The sequence below is a fragment of the Pseudomonas sp. QLc11A genome (assembly GCF_052112305.1).
Classification (GTDB): domain Bacteria; phylum Pseudomonadota; class Gammaproteobacteria; order Pseudomonadales; family Pseudomonadaceae; genus Aquipseudomonas; species Aquipseudomonas laurylsulfatiphila.
The window spans coordinates 47,703-66,659 of the sequence record NZ_JAVAJJ010000019.1 but is presented as its reverse complement, the minus strand read 5'-3'; the positions used below and the strand labels follow the sequence as shown (position 1 = coordinate 66,659).

At 63.1% G+C, this 18,957-nt stretch carries 14 protein-coding genes; all 14 read right to left on the bottom strand.

Annotated features, from left to right (window positions below; all coding sequences use genetic code 11):
• Positions 1-20: 20 nt before the first annotated feature.
• The 14 genes from Q8X48_RS24050 to Q8X48_RS23985 all read right to left on the bottom strand — a co-directional run bounded on the left by Q8X48_RS24050 (position 21) and on the right by Q8X48_RS23985 (position 18,705).
• A complete protein-coding gene (locus Q8X48_RS24050; protein WP_407801653.1) occupies positions 21-1,622 on the bottom strand; it encodes an ABC transporter substrate-binding protein in 1,602 nt (533 codons plus the stop codon).
• A gap of 99 nt (positions 1,623-1,721) precedes the next feature.
• Positions 1,722-3,137 (bottom strand): aldehyde dehydrogenase family protein, encoded by a 1,416-nt coding sequence (locus tag Q8X48_RS24045; protein ID WP_407801652.1) that lies wholly within the window; start codon positions 3,135-3,137, stop codon positions 1,722-1,724.
• Positions 3,130-4,320 (bottom strand): pyridoxal phosphate-dependent aminotransferase, encoded by a 1,191-nt coding sequence (locus Q8X48_RS24040; protein WP_407801651.1) that lies wholly within the window; start codon positions 4,318-4,320, stop codon positions 3,130-3,132. The genes Q8X48_RS24045 and Q8X48_RS24040 overlap by 8 nt, the downstream gene beginning before the upstream one ends.
• Positions 4,321-4,344: 24 nt before the next feature.
• Positions 4,345-5,952 carry a 5-guanidino-2-oxopentanoate decarboxylase gene (locus Q8X48_RS24035; protein ID WP_407801700.1) on the bottom strand — a complete coding sequence of 536 codons (1,608 nt, stop codon included), beginning with the start codon at positions 5,950-5,952 and terminating at the stop codon, positions 4,345-4,347.
• A 10-nt stretch (positions 5,953-5,962) separates the two neighbouring features.
• Positions 5,963-8,062, bottom strand: a complete 2,100-nt coding sequence (locus Q8X48_RS24030) for an acetate--CoA ligase family protein (RefSeq protein ID WP_407801650.1) — start codon at positions 8,060-8,062, stop codon at positions 5,963-5,965.
• Positions 8,063-8,080: 18 nt separating this feature from the next.
• Positions 8,081-9,241, bottom strand: a complete 1,161-nt coding sequence (locus tag Q8X48_RS24025; RefSeq protein WP_007974349.1) for an acyl-CoA dehydrogenase family protein — start codon at positions 9,239-9,241, stop codon at positions 8,081-8,083.
• Positions 9,242-9,281: 40 nt separating this feature from the next.
• Positions 9,282-10,073, bottom strand: a complete 792-nt coding sequence (locus Q8X48_RS24020; protein ID WP_407801649.1) for an enoyl-CoA hydratase/isomerase family protein — start codon at positions 10,071-10,073, stop codon at positions 9,282-9,284.
• A 353-nt stretch (positions 10,074-10,426) separates the two neighbouring features.
• Positions 10,427-11,851, bottom strand: coding sequence for an amino acid permease (locus Q8X48_RS24015; RefSeq protein ID WP_407801648.1), 1,425 nt, complete (start codon positions 11,849-11,851; stop codon positions 10,427-10,429).
• 208 nt (positions 11,852-12,059) lie between these two features.
• A complete protein-coding gene (locus Q8X48_RS24010; protein ID WP_407801647.1) occupies positions 12,060-14,315 on the bottom strand; it encodes an ATP-binding protein in 2,256 nt (751 codons plus the stop codon).
• Positions 14,312-15,085 carry a substrate-binding periplasmic protein gene (locus Q8X48_RS24005; protein ID WP_407801646.1) on the bottom strand — a complete coding sequence of 258 codons (774 nt, stop codon included), beginning with the start codon at positions 15,083-15,085 and terminating at the stop codon, positions 14,312-14,314. Before Q8X48_RS24005 ends, Q8X48_RS24010 begins: the two co-directional genes overlap by 4 nt.
• A 5-nt stretch (positions 15,086-15,090) precedes the next feature.
• The gene (locus Q8X48_RS24000) at positions 15,091-15,807 is read right to left on the bottom strand and encodes a response regulator (protein WP_095967099.1); all 717 of its coding nucleotides are present in this window, start codon (positions 15,805-15,807) and stop codon (positions 15,091-15,093) included.
• 92 nt (positions 15,808-15,899) lie between these two features.
• Positions 15,900-16,547, bottom strand: a complete 648-nt coding sequence (locus Q8X48_RS23995; RefSeq protein ID WP_007974341.1) for a TetR family transcriptional regulator C-terminal domain-containing protein — start codon at positions 16,545-16,547, stop codon at positions 15,900-15,902.
• 245 nt (positions 16,548-16,792) lie between these two features.
• A complete protein-coding gene (locus Q8X48_RS23990) occupies positions 16,793-17,581 on the bottom strand; it encodes a class II aldolase/adducin family protein (protein WP_407801645.1) in 789 nt (262 codons plus the stop codon).
• 74 nt (positions 17,582-17,655) lie between these two features.
• Positions 17,656-18,705, bottom strand: a complete 1,050-nt coding sequence (locus tag Q8X48_RS23985) for an ABC transporter substrate-binding protein (RefSeq protein ID WP_126045964.1) — start codon at positions 18,703-18,705, stop codon at positions 17,656-17,658.
• Between the last annotated feature and the right edge of the window lie 252 nt (positions 18,706-18,957).

Here is an 18,957-nt window from a genome sequence, read left to right as displayed (position 1 = left end):
CCACAGTTCAACTTTCCGGTTTATGCCTGCCACCAGCGCTCGATCACCCGCAGGCCATCCAGTTCACCGTAGGGCGCCGTCTGCCCGCCATGAACGACCTTGTTGGAACGCGCCGCCACGGAACTGGCGAACAGCGGCACGATCGCCCCGCCCTCGTCCCGGCACAGCGCCTGCATTTCGTTGTACATCTCGCGGCGCAGTGGGTCGTTCATTTCGCCACGAGCGGCGTTGAGCAGTTGATTGAAGCGCGGGTTGTCCCAGTGGGTTTCGTTCCACGCCGCACCCTTGGCGTAGCCAATACTGAACATGCGGTCGGCGGTCAGGCTGCTGTACCAGAACGAGGTGGTGAAGGGTTGCTTCATCCACACGTTGGAGAAGAAGCCATCGGCCGGCTCGCGCACCACATCGATGTCGATCCCGGCGGCACGCGCCTGCTCCTTGAACAGCACCGAGGCGTCCACCGCGCCGGTGTAGGCCGCGTCGGAGGCTTGCAGGCGCACCTTGAGCGAATCCAGACCGGCCTTCTTCAGGTAGAAGCGCGACTTGTCCGGATCGTAGGTGCGTTGTTCCAGTGCGGTGTTGATGAAGCGGCTGCCGGGCTGGATCGGGTGGTCGTTGCCCACCAGGCCATAGCCGTGCAGCACCGAAGCCAGCAGGGTTTCGCGGTTGATCGCGTGTTTCATCGCCAGGCGCACGTCGTTGTTCAGGAATACCTGGCTGTCGGTGAGCATCGGAAAGGTGTAGTGCTGGGCGCCTTTGGTTTCTTCGATGACCAGGTTCGGGTTGCGCTTGAGCAGCGCGACGGTTTTCAGGTCGACCTTGTTGATCACATCCACCTGCCCGGTGACCAGCGCATTGACCCGTGCCGCGCCATCGGAGATCGCAATCAACTCGGCGCTGGCGAAGTGCGCGCGGCCCGGTTTCCAGTAATCGGGGCTGCGTTCCAGGGTCATGCGCACGCCCGGTTCGAAGTCCTTGAGGCGATAGCCACCGGTACCGGCGCCGGCCTGCCAGTCCGCCGCGCCGTCCTTGCTCGGCATGATTGCCAGGTGGTAATCGGCAACCACATAGGAGAAGTCGGCGTTGCCCGAGTGCAGTTCGAACACCACGCTGTCGCTGCCGTTGGCGCTGACCTTGGCCACGTCGCCCAGCACGGTCTTGGCCGCCGAGGTGGATTTCTCGCCGAGGTGATGCTGGATCGACGCCACCACGTCCTCGGCGGTCAGGGTCTTGCCATTGTGGAAGGTCACGCCCTGACGAATCTTGAAAGTCCAGACACGCGCGTCCGGGGTCGAGGTCCAGCTTTCGGCCAGTTCGGGGATGGCCATGCCGTCGACGGCAATTTCGGTCAGGGTGTTATAGACCGCCGAGAAGCCGACGAAGGTGAAGGTGTCGGACCAGGAACCCGGATCTTTCGAGTCCGTGGTGCTGCCACCCGCCAGGCCCAGACGCAACACGCCACCCGGCTTTGGCGTGGCCTCCCCGGCAAAGGCGCCAAACGGCAGCCCCATGGAGAACGCCCCGGCCACCGCCGCGGCTGCCGCGCTGTACTTCAGGAAGTCCCTGCGCGGGAAGCTGAATTCATGGTTCGCTTGAGTAATCTTGTTTTTGTTATCGCTCATTGCATTGCCCCTGATCAAAAAGCTAATGAATTACCGGTTCAAAACCACGCAAGACACCGGGCCAGGGCCCGGTGCATACAACGTTCGAATCGCCAACCGTCACACCTGGATCGCCTTCACTTCGACGAACTCGTTGAGTCCCTCCTCACCCCACTCCCGGCCATTGCCCGATTGTTTGTAGCCACCGAACGGCGCCTGGTAATTGAACGCCGCGCCATTGAGGAAGCACTGGCCGGCGCGCATCTGCCGGCCCAGGTGCAAGGCACGCTCGGCACTGCCGGCCCAGACGCCGCTGGACAGGCCGAACGGCGAGTCGTTGGCGATCTGGATCGCCTGTGCTTCATCGGTGTAGGGAATCAGGCACAGCACCGGGCCGAAGATCTCTTCCTGGGCGATGCGCATGCGGTTGTCGACATCGGCGAACAGCGTTGGGCTGACATAGAAGCCGCGCTCGAAGGCCGACGGCGCGTCACCGCCGCACAGCAGCCTTGCGCCTTCCTGTTGGCCGGCCTTGATGTAATCGAGCACGGTGCGTTTTTGCCCCGCTGAACACATAGGTCCCAGGAAGCTTTGCGGGTCGAGGGGATCGCCCATGCGCAGGCTCAGGGTCTCCTGCAGGGCGATTTCCACGGCTTGGGCATAACGGCTGGCCGGCAGCAGCATGCGGGTCAGCGCGGTGCAGGTCTGGCCGGAGTTGATCATCACGTCCTGCACGCCGTAGCGCACGGCCGCGTCCAGGTCCGCATCCTCGGCGATCAGCAGCGGCGACTTGCCGCCCAGTTCCAGGCACACCCGTTTCACCGAAGGCGCCGCCGCTTGCGCAACGCGAACGCCAGCGCCGGTGGAGCCGGTGAATGACACCATGTCCACGTCAGGGTGTTTGGCCAGCGCTTCGCCAACTTTCGAGCCCGGCCCGCTGACCAGGTTAAACACCCCGGCCGGCAAGCCGATGTCTTCTATCATCTGCGCCAACAGGAAGGCATGCAGCGGGGTTTCCTGGCTCGGCTTGACCACCACCGTGCAACCGGCGGCCAGAGCCGGGGCGAGTTTGCCGATCAACTGGTGCAGCGGGTAATTCCACGGATTGATGAACGCGCAGACGCCCACGGCCTCGCGGATCACCAGCGAATTGCCGACTTCGCGCACCTCGTCCATCAGATGAGCCAGTTCGACGTACTGCTCAAGGCCAGCGATCGGCCCGTCGACCTGCACCGAGCGGCACCATTGCACCGGCATGCCCAACTCAGTGGTGATGACCGAGGCCATCTCATCAGCACGGGCACGCAATTGCCCGGCCAGGGCGCGAATGTAACCGGCACGCACGCTGGAGGGTGTGCGTGACCATGAATCGAAGGCCCGGCGTGCAGCCGCCACGGCGTTTTCAACATCGCGCTCATCGCCCAGCGGCACGCTGCCAGCCACTTCTTCCGTGGCCGGGTTGATCACCTCGGCGATGCCCTGCCCCGACGGTTTTTGCCAGCGGCCATCAATAAACAGTGCATTGTGATTAAGCATGAACCTGAGCCTCCATCAGTTCTCGGGCACAACGGGCAATGCGCTGGCAGGCATCGCGCAACGGTTCGGCACCGACCACCAGACCGAGGCGAATGTGTCCCGCCGCGCTCGGACCAAAGGCCTCGCCGGCCAATACCGACACACCGTGGCGATCCAGCAGACGGTCGGCAAACGCCTGAGCGTTGAGCCCGGTCTGGCGGATATCGAGCATCACGAACATGCCGCCGTCAGGTTTCAACGCCCGCACCCCGGGGCAATCGGCCAGGCTGTCGCATACCAGATCGCGACGCTGGCGATAGGCTTCGCGCATGGCCTCCAGTTCCGGCAGGTTGCTTTCCAGGGCCACCACGGCAGCGTCCTGAATGAAATCCGGCGAGCCGTAGAGCATGCACAGTGCAAGGTTTTCCAAGTGCGCAGCGAGGGACGGTGGCGCCACCACCCAGCCAACGCGCCAGCCGGTCATGGCGTGGGATTTCGACAGGCTGTTGAGGGTCGCGGTGCGCTCGGCCATGCCCGGCAGGCTCGCCGGGCTGACGTGCTCGCCTTCGAACAGCAGTTCGCTGTAGACCTCGTCGGAAATCAGCCACAGGTCGTGGCCGATGCACAATTCGGCCAGAGCGGCCCAGGTGCTGCGCGGCAGGCTGGCGCCGGACGGGTTGTGCGGACTGTTCAGCGCCAGGGCCCGGGTGCGTGGCGTGATGCGCGCGGCGACATCTTCAGGCAATACGCGAAAGCCGTTTTCCGAACGCACCGGCACCGGCACCACCACGGCGCCGCAGGCACCGAACACGGCTTCGTAGGTGACGTACATCGGTTCGGCGACTATCACCTCGTCACCGGGATTGAGCACACACTGGGCGACGCTGAACAGCGCACATTGCGCCCCGGCCAGTACGGTCACCTGATCGGCCGAAACGGCTTGGCCGCTGCGTTGTTGATGACGCCTGGCGATGGCTTCACGCAGGGCACGCTTGCCGCGCACCTCGGCGTAATGGGTGTTGCCGCTCAGCAGGCTGTCGATGGCACCCTGCACGATGGGCTGTGGCGTGTCGAAATCCGGGTCGCCCACGGACAGCAGCAAAATGTCCTGGCCCTGCTCGCGCAGTGCCAGGGCGCGGTAGTGAATATCCCAGGCGGCAGCGCCATCACCGGCGATACGTTGAGTCAGATCGGAAAAGCGCATGGCTTCGTCCCCTTCAAATACAGATCAGTGCGCGCAGGCATGCTTGAGTTCGATCAAGGTCACGCCGTTGCGCTTGAAGCCGTGGCGCAAGTCGGTCTGCAACTCGGCCAGGCTTTGCGGCTGGTTCACCGTGCAACCGAACGCACGCGCGAGGGCGGCGAAATCCGGATTGCGCGGCAGTACGCCGATGGGTTCGATGTCCAGGCCGAGCATGTCGTCGCGGATCTGCCCCAGGGCGTCGTTGTTCCACAGCAGCACCACCAGCGGGCTGTCCAGCTCTTCGACTGCCGTCGCCAGTTCCTGCGCGGTGTAGAGGAAACCACCGTCGCCGACCAGCACCAGACCGGGCCGTTGCGGTGCGCCGAACTTGGCGCCGATCCCCGCCGGCAGGCCATAACCCAAGGTGCCGTAGCCGGTCGGGTGCAACCAGCTGCGGATGGCCAGGCTGTCAAAGGCGTAGTTACCCGTATACGCAAGCTGGGTCATGTCGGTGCTGATGAAGGCGTTGTCCGGCAGCTCCGCCGCAATACGCTCCAGAATCGCCTGATGGATCGACTGCAACGGACCATGGCTGGCCTTGACCGCTTCGCGCAACGCGGCAACCGAGTCTATCGCCGTGCCGGCATCACGCACGTCCGATGGCAGGCGCTCAAGCAAACCGCTGAGGGTTTGTTGTGCATCGCCCTGCAAGGCCACTGCGCAGGGGTAGAAGTCGTTGAATTTGCGCGGGTCGATATCGACGCGCAGCAGTTCACCCTGGAGCGACAGGCGTTCGCGCCAGAAGTCGGTGTCGGCCATTTCAGTGCCGACCGCCAGCACCACGTCGGCCTCGGCGATCAGGTTCCAGCCCGGCTCCACACACAGGGAGGAACCGGCGTTGAGCGGTGCATCCGGTGCCAGCACGCCCTTGCCGGCGACGCTGGTGAACAGTGGCGCAGCGAGACGCGTGCTGAGTTCACTGAGTTCCTGCACGGCATTGAGTGCACCACCACCGGCGATGATCATCGGCCGTTTCGCGCCTTTGAGTTTGGCCACGGCTTGATCCAGCGCAGTGGCGGATGCCGGACCACGGCCCGGACGACGCACCACATCATTGCTCCAGTCACGGGCAATCGGCGCCGCCAACACGTCCAGCGGCACCGAGATGTGCACCGGGCGCGGCCGCTCGCTGTCGAACACCGCGTAGGCACGGGCGACCAGTTCCGGCAGGTCTTCGGCGGTCAGCGCCACGGCCGAGAACGCCGTGATCGGCGCAGTCATCGCCCGCTGGTCCTGGCACTCGTGCAGGCTGCCCCAACCCTTGCCGAGGCTGGCGCTGTGGTTGACGCTGGAAATCACCAGCATCGGAATCGAATCGGCATAGGCCTGGCCGATACCGGTGGCGGCGTTGGTCACGCCGGGGCCGGTGATGACGAAGCACACGCCGGGTTTGCCGCTGACCCGGGCATAACCGTCGGCCATGAAGCTGGCGCCCTGCTCATGACGGGTCAGCACGTGGCGAATGCCGCTGCCGGGCAAGCCGCGATACAGCTCCAGGGTGTGTACGCCGGGGATGCCGAACACGGTATCGACGCCGTAGTTGGCCAACAGGCGCACCAGGGCCTGGCCGCCGGTCAAGGTTTTGCTTTGCATGTTCATGTCCTCACTCCTGGCCGAGGCGAATCAACGCATCGACCGCAGTCGTGCCCTGGGCACCGACCAACAATGGGTTCACATCGAGTTCCAGCAGTTGCGCGGCGTTTTCGCAGGCGTAGTCGGCCACGGCGCGGATCGCCGTCACCAGGGCGTCGAGGTCAGCAGACTCGCGGCCACGGAAACCTTGCAGCAACGGGGCGCTGCGCAGGCTGAGCAAGGCATTGCGGATTGCGCCGTCGGTGGTCGGCAGCAACAGACTGCGACTGTCCTTGAGCAGCTCCACCAGAATGCCGCCGGCACCGATCACCAGCGCGAGGCCGAAATCGCTTTCGCGCTTGATGCCGACGATCAGTTCAGCCAGTGGCGGTTTGGCCATTGGCTCGAGCAACAGTTGATCGAAGGCTACGCCCGGGGCGTAGGCGGCAATGCTGGCGCGCATCTTCTCCAGCGCCGCACTCAACGCCGCGCCATCCTTGAGGTTCAGCGCCACGGCGCCGGCCTCGGTCTTGTGCGGCAGCTGTGCGCTGACGGCTTTCAGGACCAGCGGATAGCCCAGTGACTCGGCATCCTTCAGGGCCAGTTCCGGGGTGCTCAATACGCCGTTTGGCGTCGGCAGGCCAAAGGCTTTCAACGCCTGCTTGGAATCCCATTCATTGAGCAAGCGCCCCTCGCCTTCCAGCGCGTGCGGGCACAGCGGCACCAGTGCCGATTCACCCAGAGCGAGCAAGGCCTGGCGATTGCGCTGATAACCGGCAATGCGGCCCCACGCGGCCAGCCCGTCTTCCACCCCCTGCAATGCCGCGACGCCTTGTGCGTGCAGACGCTCACGGGCGTGGGCCGGCAGCAATTCGGGGAAGGCCGAGGTGACGAAACCGGTCTTGCCGTGGCGCTGCAGTGCCGCGCAGTACAGCTCCAGCAGCAGGTCGCACTCCTTGCGCTCGCCGGTGAACTCCGACGGGTAGTCGAGCACCAGCATCGCCGCGTCGGCTTCGGTGCGCAGGGCGCTGTCGAGCATGCGGTTCAAGGCTTCGCCATCGCCCCAGATCGCCGTGGTGAAATCCAGCGGGTTGACCAGGTTGGCGTAGGTTGGCAGCACCTGCGCGAGTTCGCCGACCTGTCCTTGATCGAGTTTCGGCAGGCCCAGGTCGTTGCGTTCGGCGTAGTCGGCAATCAGCCCGGCGTCACCACCGGAACAGGCCAGCGCGATCAGGCTGTTACCCGCTGGCAGGTTGCCGCAGGCCGCGGCCTTGAGGGTTTCGACAAAACTCACCGGGCCGCTGACGCGGATCACCCCGAGACGGTCGAACAGTGCGTCGTACAGCGCATCGGAGCCGGACAGCGAACTGGTGTGACTCAAGGCCAGTTCTGCGCCGATCTGCGAAACGCCGGTTTTCAGGGCGATGATCGGGATGCCCTTCTCCAGCGCCTTGTGCGCGGCGCGGGCAAAACCCGGCACGTTTTTCAGGCCTTCCAGATGCAGGCCAATGGCGGTGACCCGCGGCTCGTCGAGCAACACGTCCATCAATTCAGCCACGCCCAGTTGCGCCTGATTGCCCACCGAGGCCATGTAGGCCACCGGCAGCGAGCGGTCGCTCATGGACAGGTTGTAGGCGAAGTTGCCGCTCTGGGTCAGCACCGCCACACCCTTCTGCACCGCTTTGCCGCCATGGGCCACCGGCCACAGCGCGCAGCTGTGCAGGTAGTCGAGCAGGCCGTAGCAGTTGGGGCCGAGCAAGGCCATGTCGCCAGCGGCCTTGAGCAGTTGCTGTTGCAGGGCCTGGCCTTCGGCGCCGGTTTCGGCGAAGCCGGAGGCGTAGCAGATCGCGCCGCCCGCGCCGATGGCGGCCAGTTCGGCAACGCAGGTCAGGGTCAGTTCGCGGTTGGTGGCGATGAACACGGCGTCCGGGCCGCAAGGCAGCTCGGCAACGCTGCGCACACACGGCACACCTTCAAGATTGTCGTGCTGTGGATTGACCAGCCACATCTGCCCTGGGTAGCCGCCCTCGGCACAGCGCTTGAGCGCGCGGGCCATGCTGCGGCCGCCGACGAACGCCACGTGTTGCGGCGCGAGCATGCGTTTGAGGTTGTCACGAATGGATTGGGACATGGGAATTCTCCGGGCCGGTCAGCGCAGCAGCGGCCGCAGCAGCTCGCGGGAAATGATGTGGCGCTGGATTTCCGAGGTGCCTTCCCAGATCCGTTCGATCCGTGCGTTGCGCCAGATGCGCTCCACCGGACCTTCGTCCATCAGGCCCATGCCGCCGAAAATCTGCACCGCTTCGTCGGCGGTACGGCCGAGCACCTCACTGGCGAACAGCTTGGCCATGCCGGCCTCGCCATCGGTCATGGTGCCCTGGTCCATTTTCCACGCGGTGTGCAGGGTCAGCAGTTCGGCGGCGCGGATCTGCGTGGCCATGTCGGCCAACTTGAACGACACGCCCTGGTAGGTGCCGATCGGCTGGCCGAATTGCTTGCGGTCCGCCGCCCATTGCAGCGACACGTCCAGTGCTCGCTGGGCCTGACCGACGCAGTTGGCCGCGACCATCACCCGCCCGGCGGTCAGCCAGGCGTTGGCCACGTCCCAACCCTTGCCGACTTCGCCCAGCACTTTACTGGCCGGTACGCGGCAGTCGTCGAAGAACATTTCGAAGGTGTGGTAACCACGGTTGCTCACGCACTTGGGTCCACGGCGAATGGTCATGCCCGGGGTGTTGCGGTCGACCAGGAACGAAGTCACGGCGTTACGCTTTTTGCCGTTGTGTTCGTAGGTGTCGGTCACGGCGAAGACGATAGCGAAGTCGGCATGCCCGGCGTGGCTGATGAAATGCTTGCTGCCGTTGAGAATGAAGTCGTCGCCCTCACGCACGGCGCGGGTCTTGATCGCATTGGCATCGGAACCGGCACCCGGCTCGGTCAGGGCGAAGCAGTCGATTTTCTCGCCCTGGATGCACGGCAACAGGTAGTCGTTGATCTGCTCGCCGGTGCAGGCCATGAGGATTTTCGACGGCCGCGCGACGAACACGTGCAGCGCCCAGGACACCTTGGACAGCTCACGTTCGATCAGCGCCTGGGACAGGTAGTCCAGGCCACCGCCGCCCACTTCTTCGGGCATGTTGAAGGCGTAGAACCCGGCGGCGATCGCCTTGCCGCGAATCTGCGCCGCCAGCTCCGGGGACACCTCGTCGGCGCGGTCGACTTGCTCTTCATAGGGCAGCAGTTCCTTCTCGACGAAGCTGCGTACCGAGTCCACCAACATTTCTTGTTCTTGGGTCAGTTGGAAATTCATGCTGCTACCTGTTGTTCGTGTACTGAAAGAAGTGTGGGAATCAACGGCCGACGAAATGTGCCGGACGTTTTTCCATGGCGGCGCGCAGGGCTTCGTTGCCATCCTCACTGCGACCGCAGAGCAGGCCCGCGGCGAGTTCGGCTTGCAGTTGTTCCGCCAGGCTGCGATCGGCGCCTTCGCGCATGAGTTTTTTGGTCTGGGCAAAAGCGAACGTCGGCCCGGCGGCCAGGCGTGCGGCCAGTTCGCTGGTGACCGTCAGCAGTTGATCGTCGGCACAGACATCGCCGACCAGACCGGCGTCGAGGGCACGGTCAGCACTCCACAGTTCATCGAGGAACAGCAGGCGCTTGGCTTTTTCGCTGCCGATCAGGCGCGGCAGGTGCCAACTGGCACCGGCATCCGGCGAGTAAGCCATGCTGGTGTAGCCGGCCTTGAAGCGTGCCGACTGCCCGGCAATGCGCAGGTCGCAGCACAGGGTCAGGTCCATCCCGGCGCCGACAGCGGTGCCGTTGATGGCGGCGATGGTCGGTTTTTCCAGGCTGTGCAGGCGAGTCATCAAGGCGTGGGCGGTCTCGGTCCAGCCGTAGGTTTCCAGTGCGCCCCGGGCTTCGGCATCCGCCCATTCATCGAGGTCGGCGCCCGCGCAGAAGCTGCGGCCACTGCCCGTCAACACCACCACACGCACCGCTGGATCGGCGTTGAAACCGTCGAGCAAGGCATGCAGGTTTTTCAACGTCGGAACGTCCAGCGCATTGCGCTGGGCAGTGCGATTGAGGGTGATCCAGGCAACGCCTGCTTCGACCTGGCTGAGCAGCGACGATTGAGTGGTCATGGGAATCCTCGAATTATTGTGATTGGTCTGAGGTGATGCGACTTGAGGCCATACTAAACGAGTGTTCAGTAAGGCGGCAATCGGTGGGGAAATGGGCTGTAACAAGTCAAAAAAATCTGTAACACATTGGTTTTACTGTGTTTTTTATAGATGCGTGAGCATAAGCCGTTTGCGCTGTTACAACTTCGAACAACTGACGACAGGAGGCCGGTCGCAAATTTACCGAACACCGTAAACCCCTGTGGGAGCGAGCTTGCTCGCGATAGCGGTAGACCAGTCAACAGTGATGTTGAACCTGATGCCGCCATCGCGAGCAAGCTCGCTCCCACAGGGAATGTGTTGGATTGAAGGAATTAAACAGTCGGCAAGCTCGGTGCCAACACGCCCTGACGCTTGCGATGAATCAGGAAGTACGCGCCATAGCACAGCGCAATAAATCCAAAACCCCAATACAGCGACGGACGCTGGGTTTCATCCAGGGCCAGGAACACGAACAGCGAGCAGCACAGCGTGATGCACATCAGCGGCAATACCGGGAACCACGGCGCGCGGTATTTCAGGTCGCTGAGTTTGCCGCCGTCACGCAGGTACGCCTTGCGGAACTTGTATTGCGCCAGGGCGATCACGATCCAGGTCACGGTGCCGGACATGCCGCTCACCGCCATCAGCACCATGAACAAAGTGTCGGCGGCGACGAAGCTGGTCATCAGCGATACCAGCGCGAAGCACAAGGTGATGCTCAGGGCCCGCAACGGCACGCCACGCTTGCTCAAGGGCGACAGGCTTTTCGGCGCCATGCCGGTTTTCGACATCGCCCACAGAATGCGCGTCGAAGCATAGAGGCCGGAGTTGCCCACCGACAGGATCGCGGTGAGGATCACGAAGTTCATCAGGTCGGCGGCGTAGGGAATGCCAACCATATCGAACACCTGCACGAACGGGCTTTCCATCAGTCCCGCCTGCTGCCACGGCACGATGGCCGACAGCACGACAATCGCCAGCACGTAGAAAATCAGCACGCGGAACACCACGTTGCGCACGGCGCGGGGAATGCTCTTTTCCGGCTGGTCGGTTTCACCGGCGGCCACGCCCATGATCTCGCAACCCTGGAACGCGTAGACCACGGTCATCATCACCGCGAACACGGCGGACAGACCGTTGGGGAACAGCGAATCGCCGATCAGGTTGGTCGCCATCGGTGCCGGTGCGCCGCTGCTCAGGGGCATCACGCCGAAGATCACCAGCACACCGACCACGATGAAACCGAGAATGGCCGCGACCTTGATCCCCGAAAACCAGTATTCGGCTTCACCGAAAGCGCGGGTGGCCAGGGCATTGATGCCGAACAGCACCACCACAAACAGCGCCGACCAGTACCAGATCGGCACTTGCGGGAACCAGCGGGTCATCAGAATGCCGGCGGCGGTGAATTCCAGGCCGACGGTGGTGGCCCAGCTCATCCAGTACACCCAGCCGATCATGAACCCGGTGGCCGGGCCGATGTACTTGGTGGCGTGGGTCTGGAACGAACCGGACACCGGCATCTGCACCGACAGTTCGCCCAGGCAGACCATCACCAGGTACATCAGGAAACCCGCGACCAGGTAAGCCAGGATCGCCCCCACCGGGCCACCCTGGTTGATGGTCACGCCGGAGCCCATGAACAGCCCGGTGCCGATGACGCCGCCCAAAGACAGCATGAAGATGTGCCGGCTCTTGAGGGCGCGGGTCAGCTGTATGCCTTTTTGATGAGTGCTGCGATCAGTGTTTTCGTTCATCTCGGCACCTCAGCAGTCGTTGAGGTGAACAGCGCATGACAGGACGTCACGGCGCAGGGAGGGATCAGCTTTACGGCAATTCATTATTATTATCTCCAATAAGCTTCGAAGACCGCGCTGCGGCGGTTGCGTCGATTATTGGAAAGCCATGTAAGTTCGCGTTGACCGTAAGGATCGAAGTTGTACAAAGTCGTAACAAATTTGTACGTCAGCTCTGCAACAGGCCTTTGAGGGTATCGAGCGAGTGCTGCAATTGCTCTTCCAGTGCGGGGCTCATGCGCTGGATGTCCGATTCATCGTTGGCCAACGCCAGGGTTTCCAGCGTTCTCAAGGTGCTGGCCAGGGCCCTGAAACCCAGGGAGTCGCAGCTGCCGGCCAGACGGTGCGCCAGTTGCGCGACCTCGGTGCAGTCAGCGGCGGCCATGGCTTCATGCAGCGCATCGCGGTGCTGCAGGATCGAATCGCGCAGCACCGCCAACAGGCCCTGGACCTTTTGCTCACCGAGCAAGGTGCGATGGGTCTGCAACAGCGGCCAGTCCATCGCTTCATCGCTCATCAGCGCCCCGGCGATGTGAGTACGCCCTTCCAGCACCTGGCGCAGGTTTTCCAGCTTCAAGGGCTTGGCCAGGACACCGTCCATGCCGGCCTCCAGATAACTGCGCACCAGTGCCGGTTGCACGCTGGCGGTCAGGGCAAAAATGCGCGTATGGCGGTTCGGCCCGTCGCTGTGACGGATCTGCCGGCATAACTCGACACCGCTGATGCCCGGCAGATGCACGTCCAGCAACAGCAAGTCGAAAACCTGCGTTGTGCAGTGTTGCAGCGCCTGCTCCGCGTCTTCGGCGAGCCACACCCGGTGGCCGTCGCGCTGCAGCAACCCCTTGGCCACTTCGCGGTTGAGCGCCACGTCTTCGACCACCAGGATATCCAGTGCCGGCCCCGCCGCCAGAACCGGCGGGGCCTCAGCCAAGCCGCTGGCCGGCTGCAGGGACAGCTCGAACCAGAAACAACTGCCGCGCCCCTCTTCGCTGTCCACGCCGATGCAACCGCCCATCTGTTCCACCAGGTGTTTACAGATCGCCAACCCCAACCCGGTGCCACCAAAACGTTGCGCGACTTCTTCGCTGGCTTGGGTGAAGCGCTCGAAAATCTTCGCCTGCATCGCCGGGGCTATGCCGATGCCGTCGTCAGTGACACTGACCCGCAGCCGCTGTCCCACTTGTTCGCCGGTTTCGCCGAGAAGCGCCACCTGGACACTGACTTCGCCACCTTCGGTGAACTTGATCGCGTTGGCCAGCAGGTTGCTCAGCACCTGGCGCAGGAATTGCTCGGCGCCGTGGTGATGGTCGGCAATCCGCTGGTCGACCCGGCAACTGAGGATCGTGTCGTTGTTCAGCGCTCGCGGTTCCAGCAATGTCAGCACTTCGTCGAGCAACTGGCGCAGCGAGAAATCCACCGGCTCGGGATGGCTGACGCCCTCCTCCAGCTTGGCGAAATACAGCACTTCGTTGAGGATCGTCAGCAAGCCTTCGCCGGCCTTGTGCAACGCATCCAGGCGTTTGCCGTCCTGGGCATCCAGGCGCGCGCCGCGCAACAGTTCGGCCATGCCGAGGATGCCGTTGAGGGGCGTACGCAGTTCGTGGCTCATGGTCGCCAGGAACCGCGACTTGGCAAGGTTGGCCGCTTCCGCTTCATCCTTGGCGCGCATCAGGCTGGCGGTGCGGCGCTCGACCATTTTCAGCAGCTCGTCACGGTTGTCCTGCAAGGCCAGGCGATCGCTTTCCCGGCGCTCGATGTCGTGCAGGATCGCCCGGCGCATATCATCCAGGGCATGGGCCACGGTGTCGATTTCGTCGCTGCCGCGGCGCTTGTCCAGTTGCAGGGGTTCCTGCCATTCACCGGCGGCGATGCGCCGGGCGAACTCGGCCATGACTTTCAGGTGTCGGGTCACCAGGCGATAAAACAAGCCCGACAACGCCACGGCCAGACCGCAGAGAAACACCGCCATCCACAACAGGCTGGTCAAACCGGTGGCGTAGAGACGCTGGTACACCGCGCCCAGATCCGTACTCACTTCCAGTTCGCCCAGTTGGCGCAACGGGCCGGACGGCGGCTGATAGTCCAGGGCAAAGCGCTCGATGCGCAGCGGCCCGACCGGCTCGGGATTGCCCTGTATCAGGTCGAAATCGGCACTGGTCAAGTGCACCCGCGCGACGTCGGAGAAGTCCACCAGCCCGCGCAACTGCACGTTCAACTGCTCCTGGTTCAAGTCCCACAGGCTGCGTTCCAGGCTGGCCAGGTAGCCGGCGCGGATCAGTTCCATGCGCGAATCGATGTCGCGCATTTCCCGTCGATACTCGATGTACAGTTGCACGCTGCTGGCCAGCACGGTGAAGCACAAGCTGAACAATAGAATGAACAGCAACAGGCGTCGCAACAGTCCACCGGGACGCGCTCGAATCATTGCGCATCCGCCGGCAGGTTGATCATGTCGCGGTAGGTCACTTCGCTTTCATTGAGCCAGCGCTCGATGTCGCCGGCATCGACCATGCGCTGCAATTGCGCGTTGATCTCGGGCATGCGATCGGCCAAGGGGGAGCGCCGTGACACGGCAACCCGCAGATAGTCCACGCTCAAGGCCCTGGGCAAGGCGACGATGTCCTGGCCGCCGGGCAGGTTTTCCACGTACAACTGGCCGGTGCGCCGCTCCTGGGTGATGAAGTCGATGCGCCCGCGAATCAGCTTGCCGAAGTTCTGGTGGCTGTCGGAGACCCATTCGATGTTGTTGTTGCGCGCGACCATGCGATCGAACTCCACACCGTAGCTTTCGCCGAACAACAGGCCGCCACGGTAATGGGCCAGGTCATCCAGTTGCTCGAATTTCACCGGGTGTTGACGGTTGATGAACAGCGCCACTTCTTCACGCAATACCGGCACCGTCGAGAACAGCATGCTCTGCTCCCGTTGCGCGGTGCTGTAGGCCAGCACGACGTCGACCCGACCTTCGGCGGCGTCCAGCAGGCAGCGTTTCCAGTTGCCCAGCACGACCATCTCGACTTCGTACCCCAACTGACCGAACAGGTTTTTCACCACGCTCGGCGCCAGGCCACGCACCTGTTTGCCATCGCTCCAGGAGATCGGCGGGTACACCGGGTAATCGCAATAACGAACCTTGTCCGCCGCGACGGCATGGCCGGCCACCAGCAGCGCCAGCAGGCAAAGCCATCGCGCCATCCGGTTCAGGCCGCCACGCCAGCGGTGAACAGGTAACCGGCGCCGTGAATGGTGATGATCAACTGCGGTTCGGCCGGATCGTCGTGCAATTTTCGACGCAGGCGTCCGACCAGCACGTCGATGGAGCGGTCGTTGGGCACCCATTCGCGGTTGCGGATCTGGTCCATCAACTGGTCGCGGCTGAGGGTGTGGCCGCTGTTGCGCAGGAACACGCTGAGCAACTGGTATTCGCCGTGGGTCAGCAGGGTTTCGTTGCCCGATGGATCGATCAGGCGACGGCGGTCGGTGTCCAGTGCCCAATCGGCGAACTGCTTGACCGGTTTGGCCTGCGCAACGGCTGGCTGTGGTATCTGCGCATGACGTACCCGGCGAATCAGGTTTTTCGCCCGGGACACCAGTTCCCTTGGATTGAGGGGTTTGATCACATAGTCATCGGCGCCGCATTCGAGGCCGACGATGCGGTCGATTTCGTCGTTGCGCCCGGTGATCAGAATGATCCCGACCTCCGAACGCACCCGCAGCTCGCGGGTCAGGGTCAGGCCGTCCTTGCCCGGCAGGCGGATGTCGAGCATCACCAGGTCGACGGACTGGCTGGCGAGGAAGGTTTCAGCCAGTTCCGCCGTGGCGGCGCAATGGACGTCGTAGCCTTCCTGGGACAGGTAGGCGTGCAGCAGATCGCGAATCAGCGGATCGTCATCGACGATCAGTACCCGAGGAGTCATCGCTTGGTGTCCGGCTCAGGCCCGAAGGCCAGTTTCTTATTAGAGTGTTTTCCCGCATCGGCGCCAGAGAGTATCCAGTGTTGAACAACTGATCAACAGTCGCTCGTCTGCACGCAAAAGCGCTGGCGTCCACCGGCCTGCAAACCATCGACCCAGGCCTCGCAAATCTGGATGCCCTGTTCCGGGGTAAAGGTCCCGGGGTTCAGCCCGGACTCCAACCACAAGCCGTCGAGCAAGGCGCTGAGGCTGATGGCGGCGAGGTCGGCGTCGAAGTTCTCCCACCCCTCCTCCTGGGCCAGTTCCGCCAGCACCTTGCGCAGGATGGCGCGATACTCGCCATAGGAATGATCGTGGGCCTTGTTGATCGCCTCCGCGGTTTTCACCGCGCCCCAGAACGCCAGCCAGGCATCGATCAGTTGCGGATCGAGCAGTTCGGCGGAAAACGAACCGCGGAAAAACGCCGACAACCGCTCTCGGGCATTCGGTGCGGCCTGTTCCATGGCGTCGCGCAACAGGGTCATGACCCGCCCGGTGATTGCCATGTAGGCCTCGGCCACCAGTTCATCCTTGCCGGAATAGTGATGGCTGATCAGCCCCACCGAGACCCCGGCCTCGGCGGAAATCTTGCGGATCGACGCGCCCTGGAAGCCGTGACGCTTGAGGCACACCAGCGTCGCCTCGATCAGGTTGGCTTTGCGCAGCTCCGGTTCCATACGGGAAAAACGGGCTTCCTGGTTCATGGGCGACACGCTCCTTGGTTCAATCGTTTGGGCCTGCGCGGGTTGGCGGCGGGCTGAACGACTGTACAGCAAGAGTGGGCCTTGTCTCCAGTCAAGAGCAAGCAAGATGGACCGCGGTGCCGCCATCGCTGGCAAGCCAGCTCCCACAATGTTTTCGGGTGCTCACAGATTTTGTGTACACCCACTAACCCTGTGGGAGCTGGCTTGCCAGCGATGAGGCCGGCCCGTTCAACACAAGGGCAGTGCTAGTCGCGATACCCCGGAGCCACCCGCTCCAGCATCCGCAACAACGCCGCCCACGCCAGTTGCATCGCATCCGGATCGTTCAACTCCCCTTCCTCCAACGGCCGCCCCGGATCATTGAACTGCCGCTCGGTGTGCGCGCAGACCTCGTGCGACGGCAGAACAACTTCACCGGCAGCTTGCGCGGCCAACTGGATTTCGCAGGCTTTTTCCAGGTAGTACATGCGCAGGAACGCCTGGCTCACGGTCTCGCCCACGGTCAGCAGACCATGGTTGCGCAGCATCAGGACCGACTTGTCGCCCAGGTCCGCCACCAGCCGTTGTTGCTCGCTCAGGTCCAGCGCCACCCCTTCGTAGTCGTGATAGGCAACCCGGCCATAGAACTCCATGGAAATCTGATTGACCGGCAACAACCCGCACTTCAACGCCGCCACCGCACACCCGGACTTGGTATGGGTGTGCAGCACGCATTGCGCATCTTCACGGGCACCATGGATGGCGCTGTGAATCACGAAACCGGCCGGGTTGACCGGGTACGGCGATGGCTCCACAGCGTGGCCATCGAGGTCGATTTTCACCAGGTTGGACGCGGTGATTTCGTCGAACATCAGCCCGTACGGGTTGATCAGAAAGTGATGCTCCGGCCCCGGAATGCGCACCGAGATGTGGGTGAAAATCAAATCGGTCATGCGAAAGTGCGCAATCAGGCGATAGCAGGCCGCCAATTCCTCACGCAGGCGCTGCTCGGTGGCGCTGCGCTCAGGGGCCAGGTGGCTGGCGATTTTATTCATTGTCGTGGTTCTCCAGGCTGATCGGCTGGGCAGACAGTAAGGCTGGACGCTTGCACACGTCCAGCCATGCGCATTTATTTACTGGCCCAGGCGTTGAAGCGCTCTTCCAGCTCTTCGCCATGATCGACCCAGAAGCCGACGTTCATCGCCAGCGCGCCCTTGAGGTTCTGCGGCGCCGTAGGCACCCATTGCGCCAGCTTGTCGTCCAACCGTGCGGCGGCCTGGATGTTGGTCGGGCCGTAAGGGATCTGCTGCACATAGTTGACCTGGGCGTCCGGCTGATTGGCGAAGGCGATGAATCGCTTGGCCTGATCCACGTGCCTGGAGCCTTTGATGATCGCCCAGTAGTCCATCCCGTACAGGCTGCCGGGCCAGACCAGGCCGAGGTGACTGCCTTTTTGCGCGGCGTCGGCGATGCGTCCGCTGTAGGTCGAGGTCATCACCACGTCGCCGGCGGTCAGCCACTGCGGCGGTTGCGCCCCGGCTTCCCACCACTGGATGTAGGGCTTGAGTTCAGTGAGTTTGGCGAATGCCCGGTCCACGCCTTGCGGGGTGCCGAGTACTGTGTAGACGTCTTCGGTTTTCACGCCGTCCGCGAGCAAGGCGAACTCCAGGTTGTACACCGCGCGTTTACGCAGTCCGCGCTTGCCGGGGGTTTTCTTCACGTCCCAGAAGTCTGCCCAGGAGGTCGGGGCCTGGGCCAGTTTGTCGGTGTCGTAGGCAATCGCCACGCTCCACACCAGTGCGGCGGAACCGCACTCCTGTGCCGCATCGGGGATCAACTGGTCGGCGTGGCCCAGGCGGGTCCAGTCCAGGCGCTCGTACATGCCTTCCTCGCAGCCGCGCATCAGGTCCGGGCCTTCGATCTGCACCACGTCCCAGTCGACGTTGCCGGTGTCGACCATCACTTTGATCTTGGCCATCTCGCCGTTGTATTCGCTCTGGATCACCTTGCTTTGATCCACGGCGGCGAAGGGTTGAAAGAACGCCACGTCCTGGGCTTTTTGTCCGGCTCCGCCGTATCCGACCACCACCATGTCCGATGCTGCCTGAGCGCTACCCAGGCCAATGGCCACGGACAACACCAAGGGATAAAAACCGTGCTTGAGCGTGTGCGATTTCATCAAGGGTTCCTCTTGCAGGTGCCGCCCGGACAGAGGCCGGCGCAGCCCTTTTTTATTGTTGTGAGGTACGGCCCGGGAGCGGGCTCGAAATGAAATTACTCCACGCCATAGTAAAAAAACAAGTTGATTTTTTACTGAAGGTAAATTTCTATAGCGCAATAATAACAACACTCAAAACCTGTTACCTCTGTAGGAGCGAGCCTGCTCGCGATGGACCTGAGAACGCCGCGGGGTGTCAGGTACCCAGCGTTA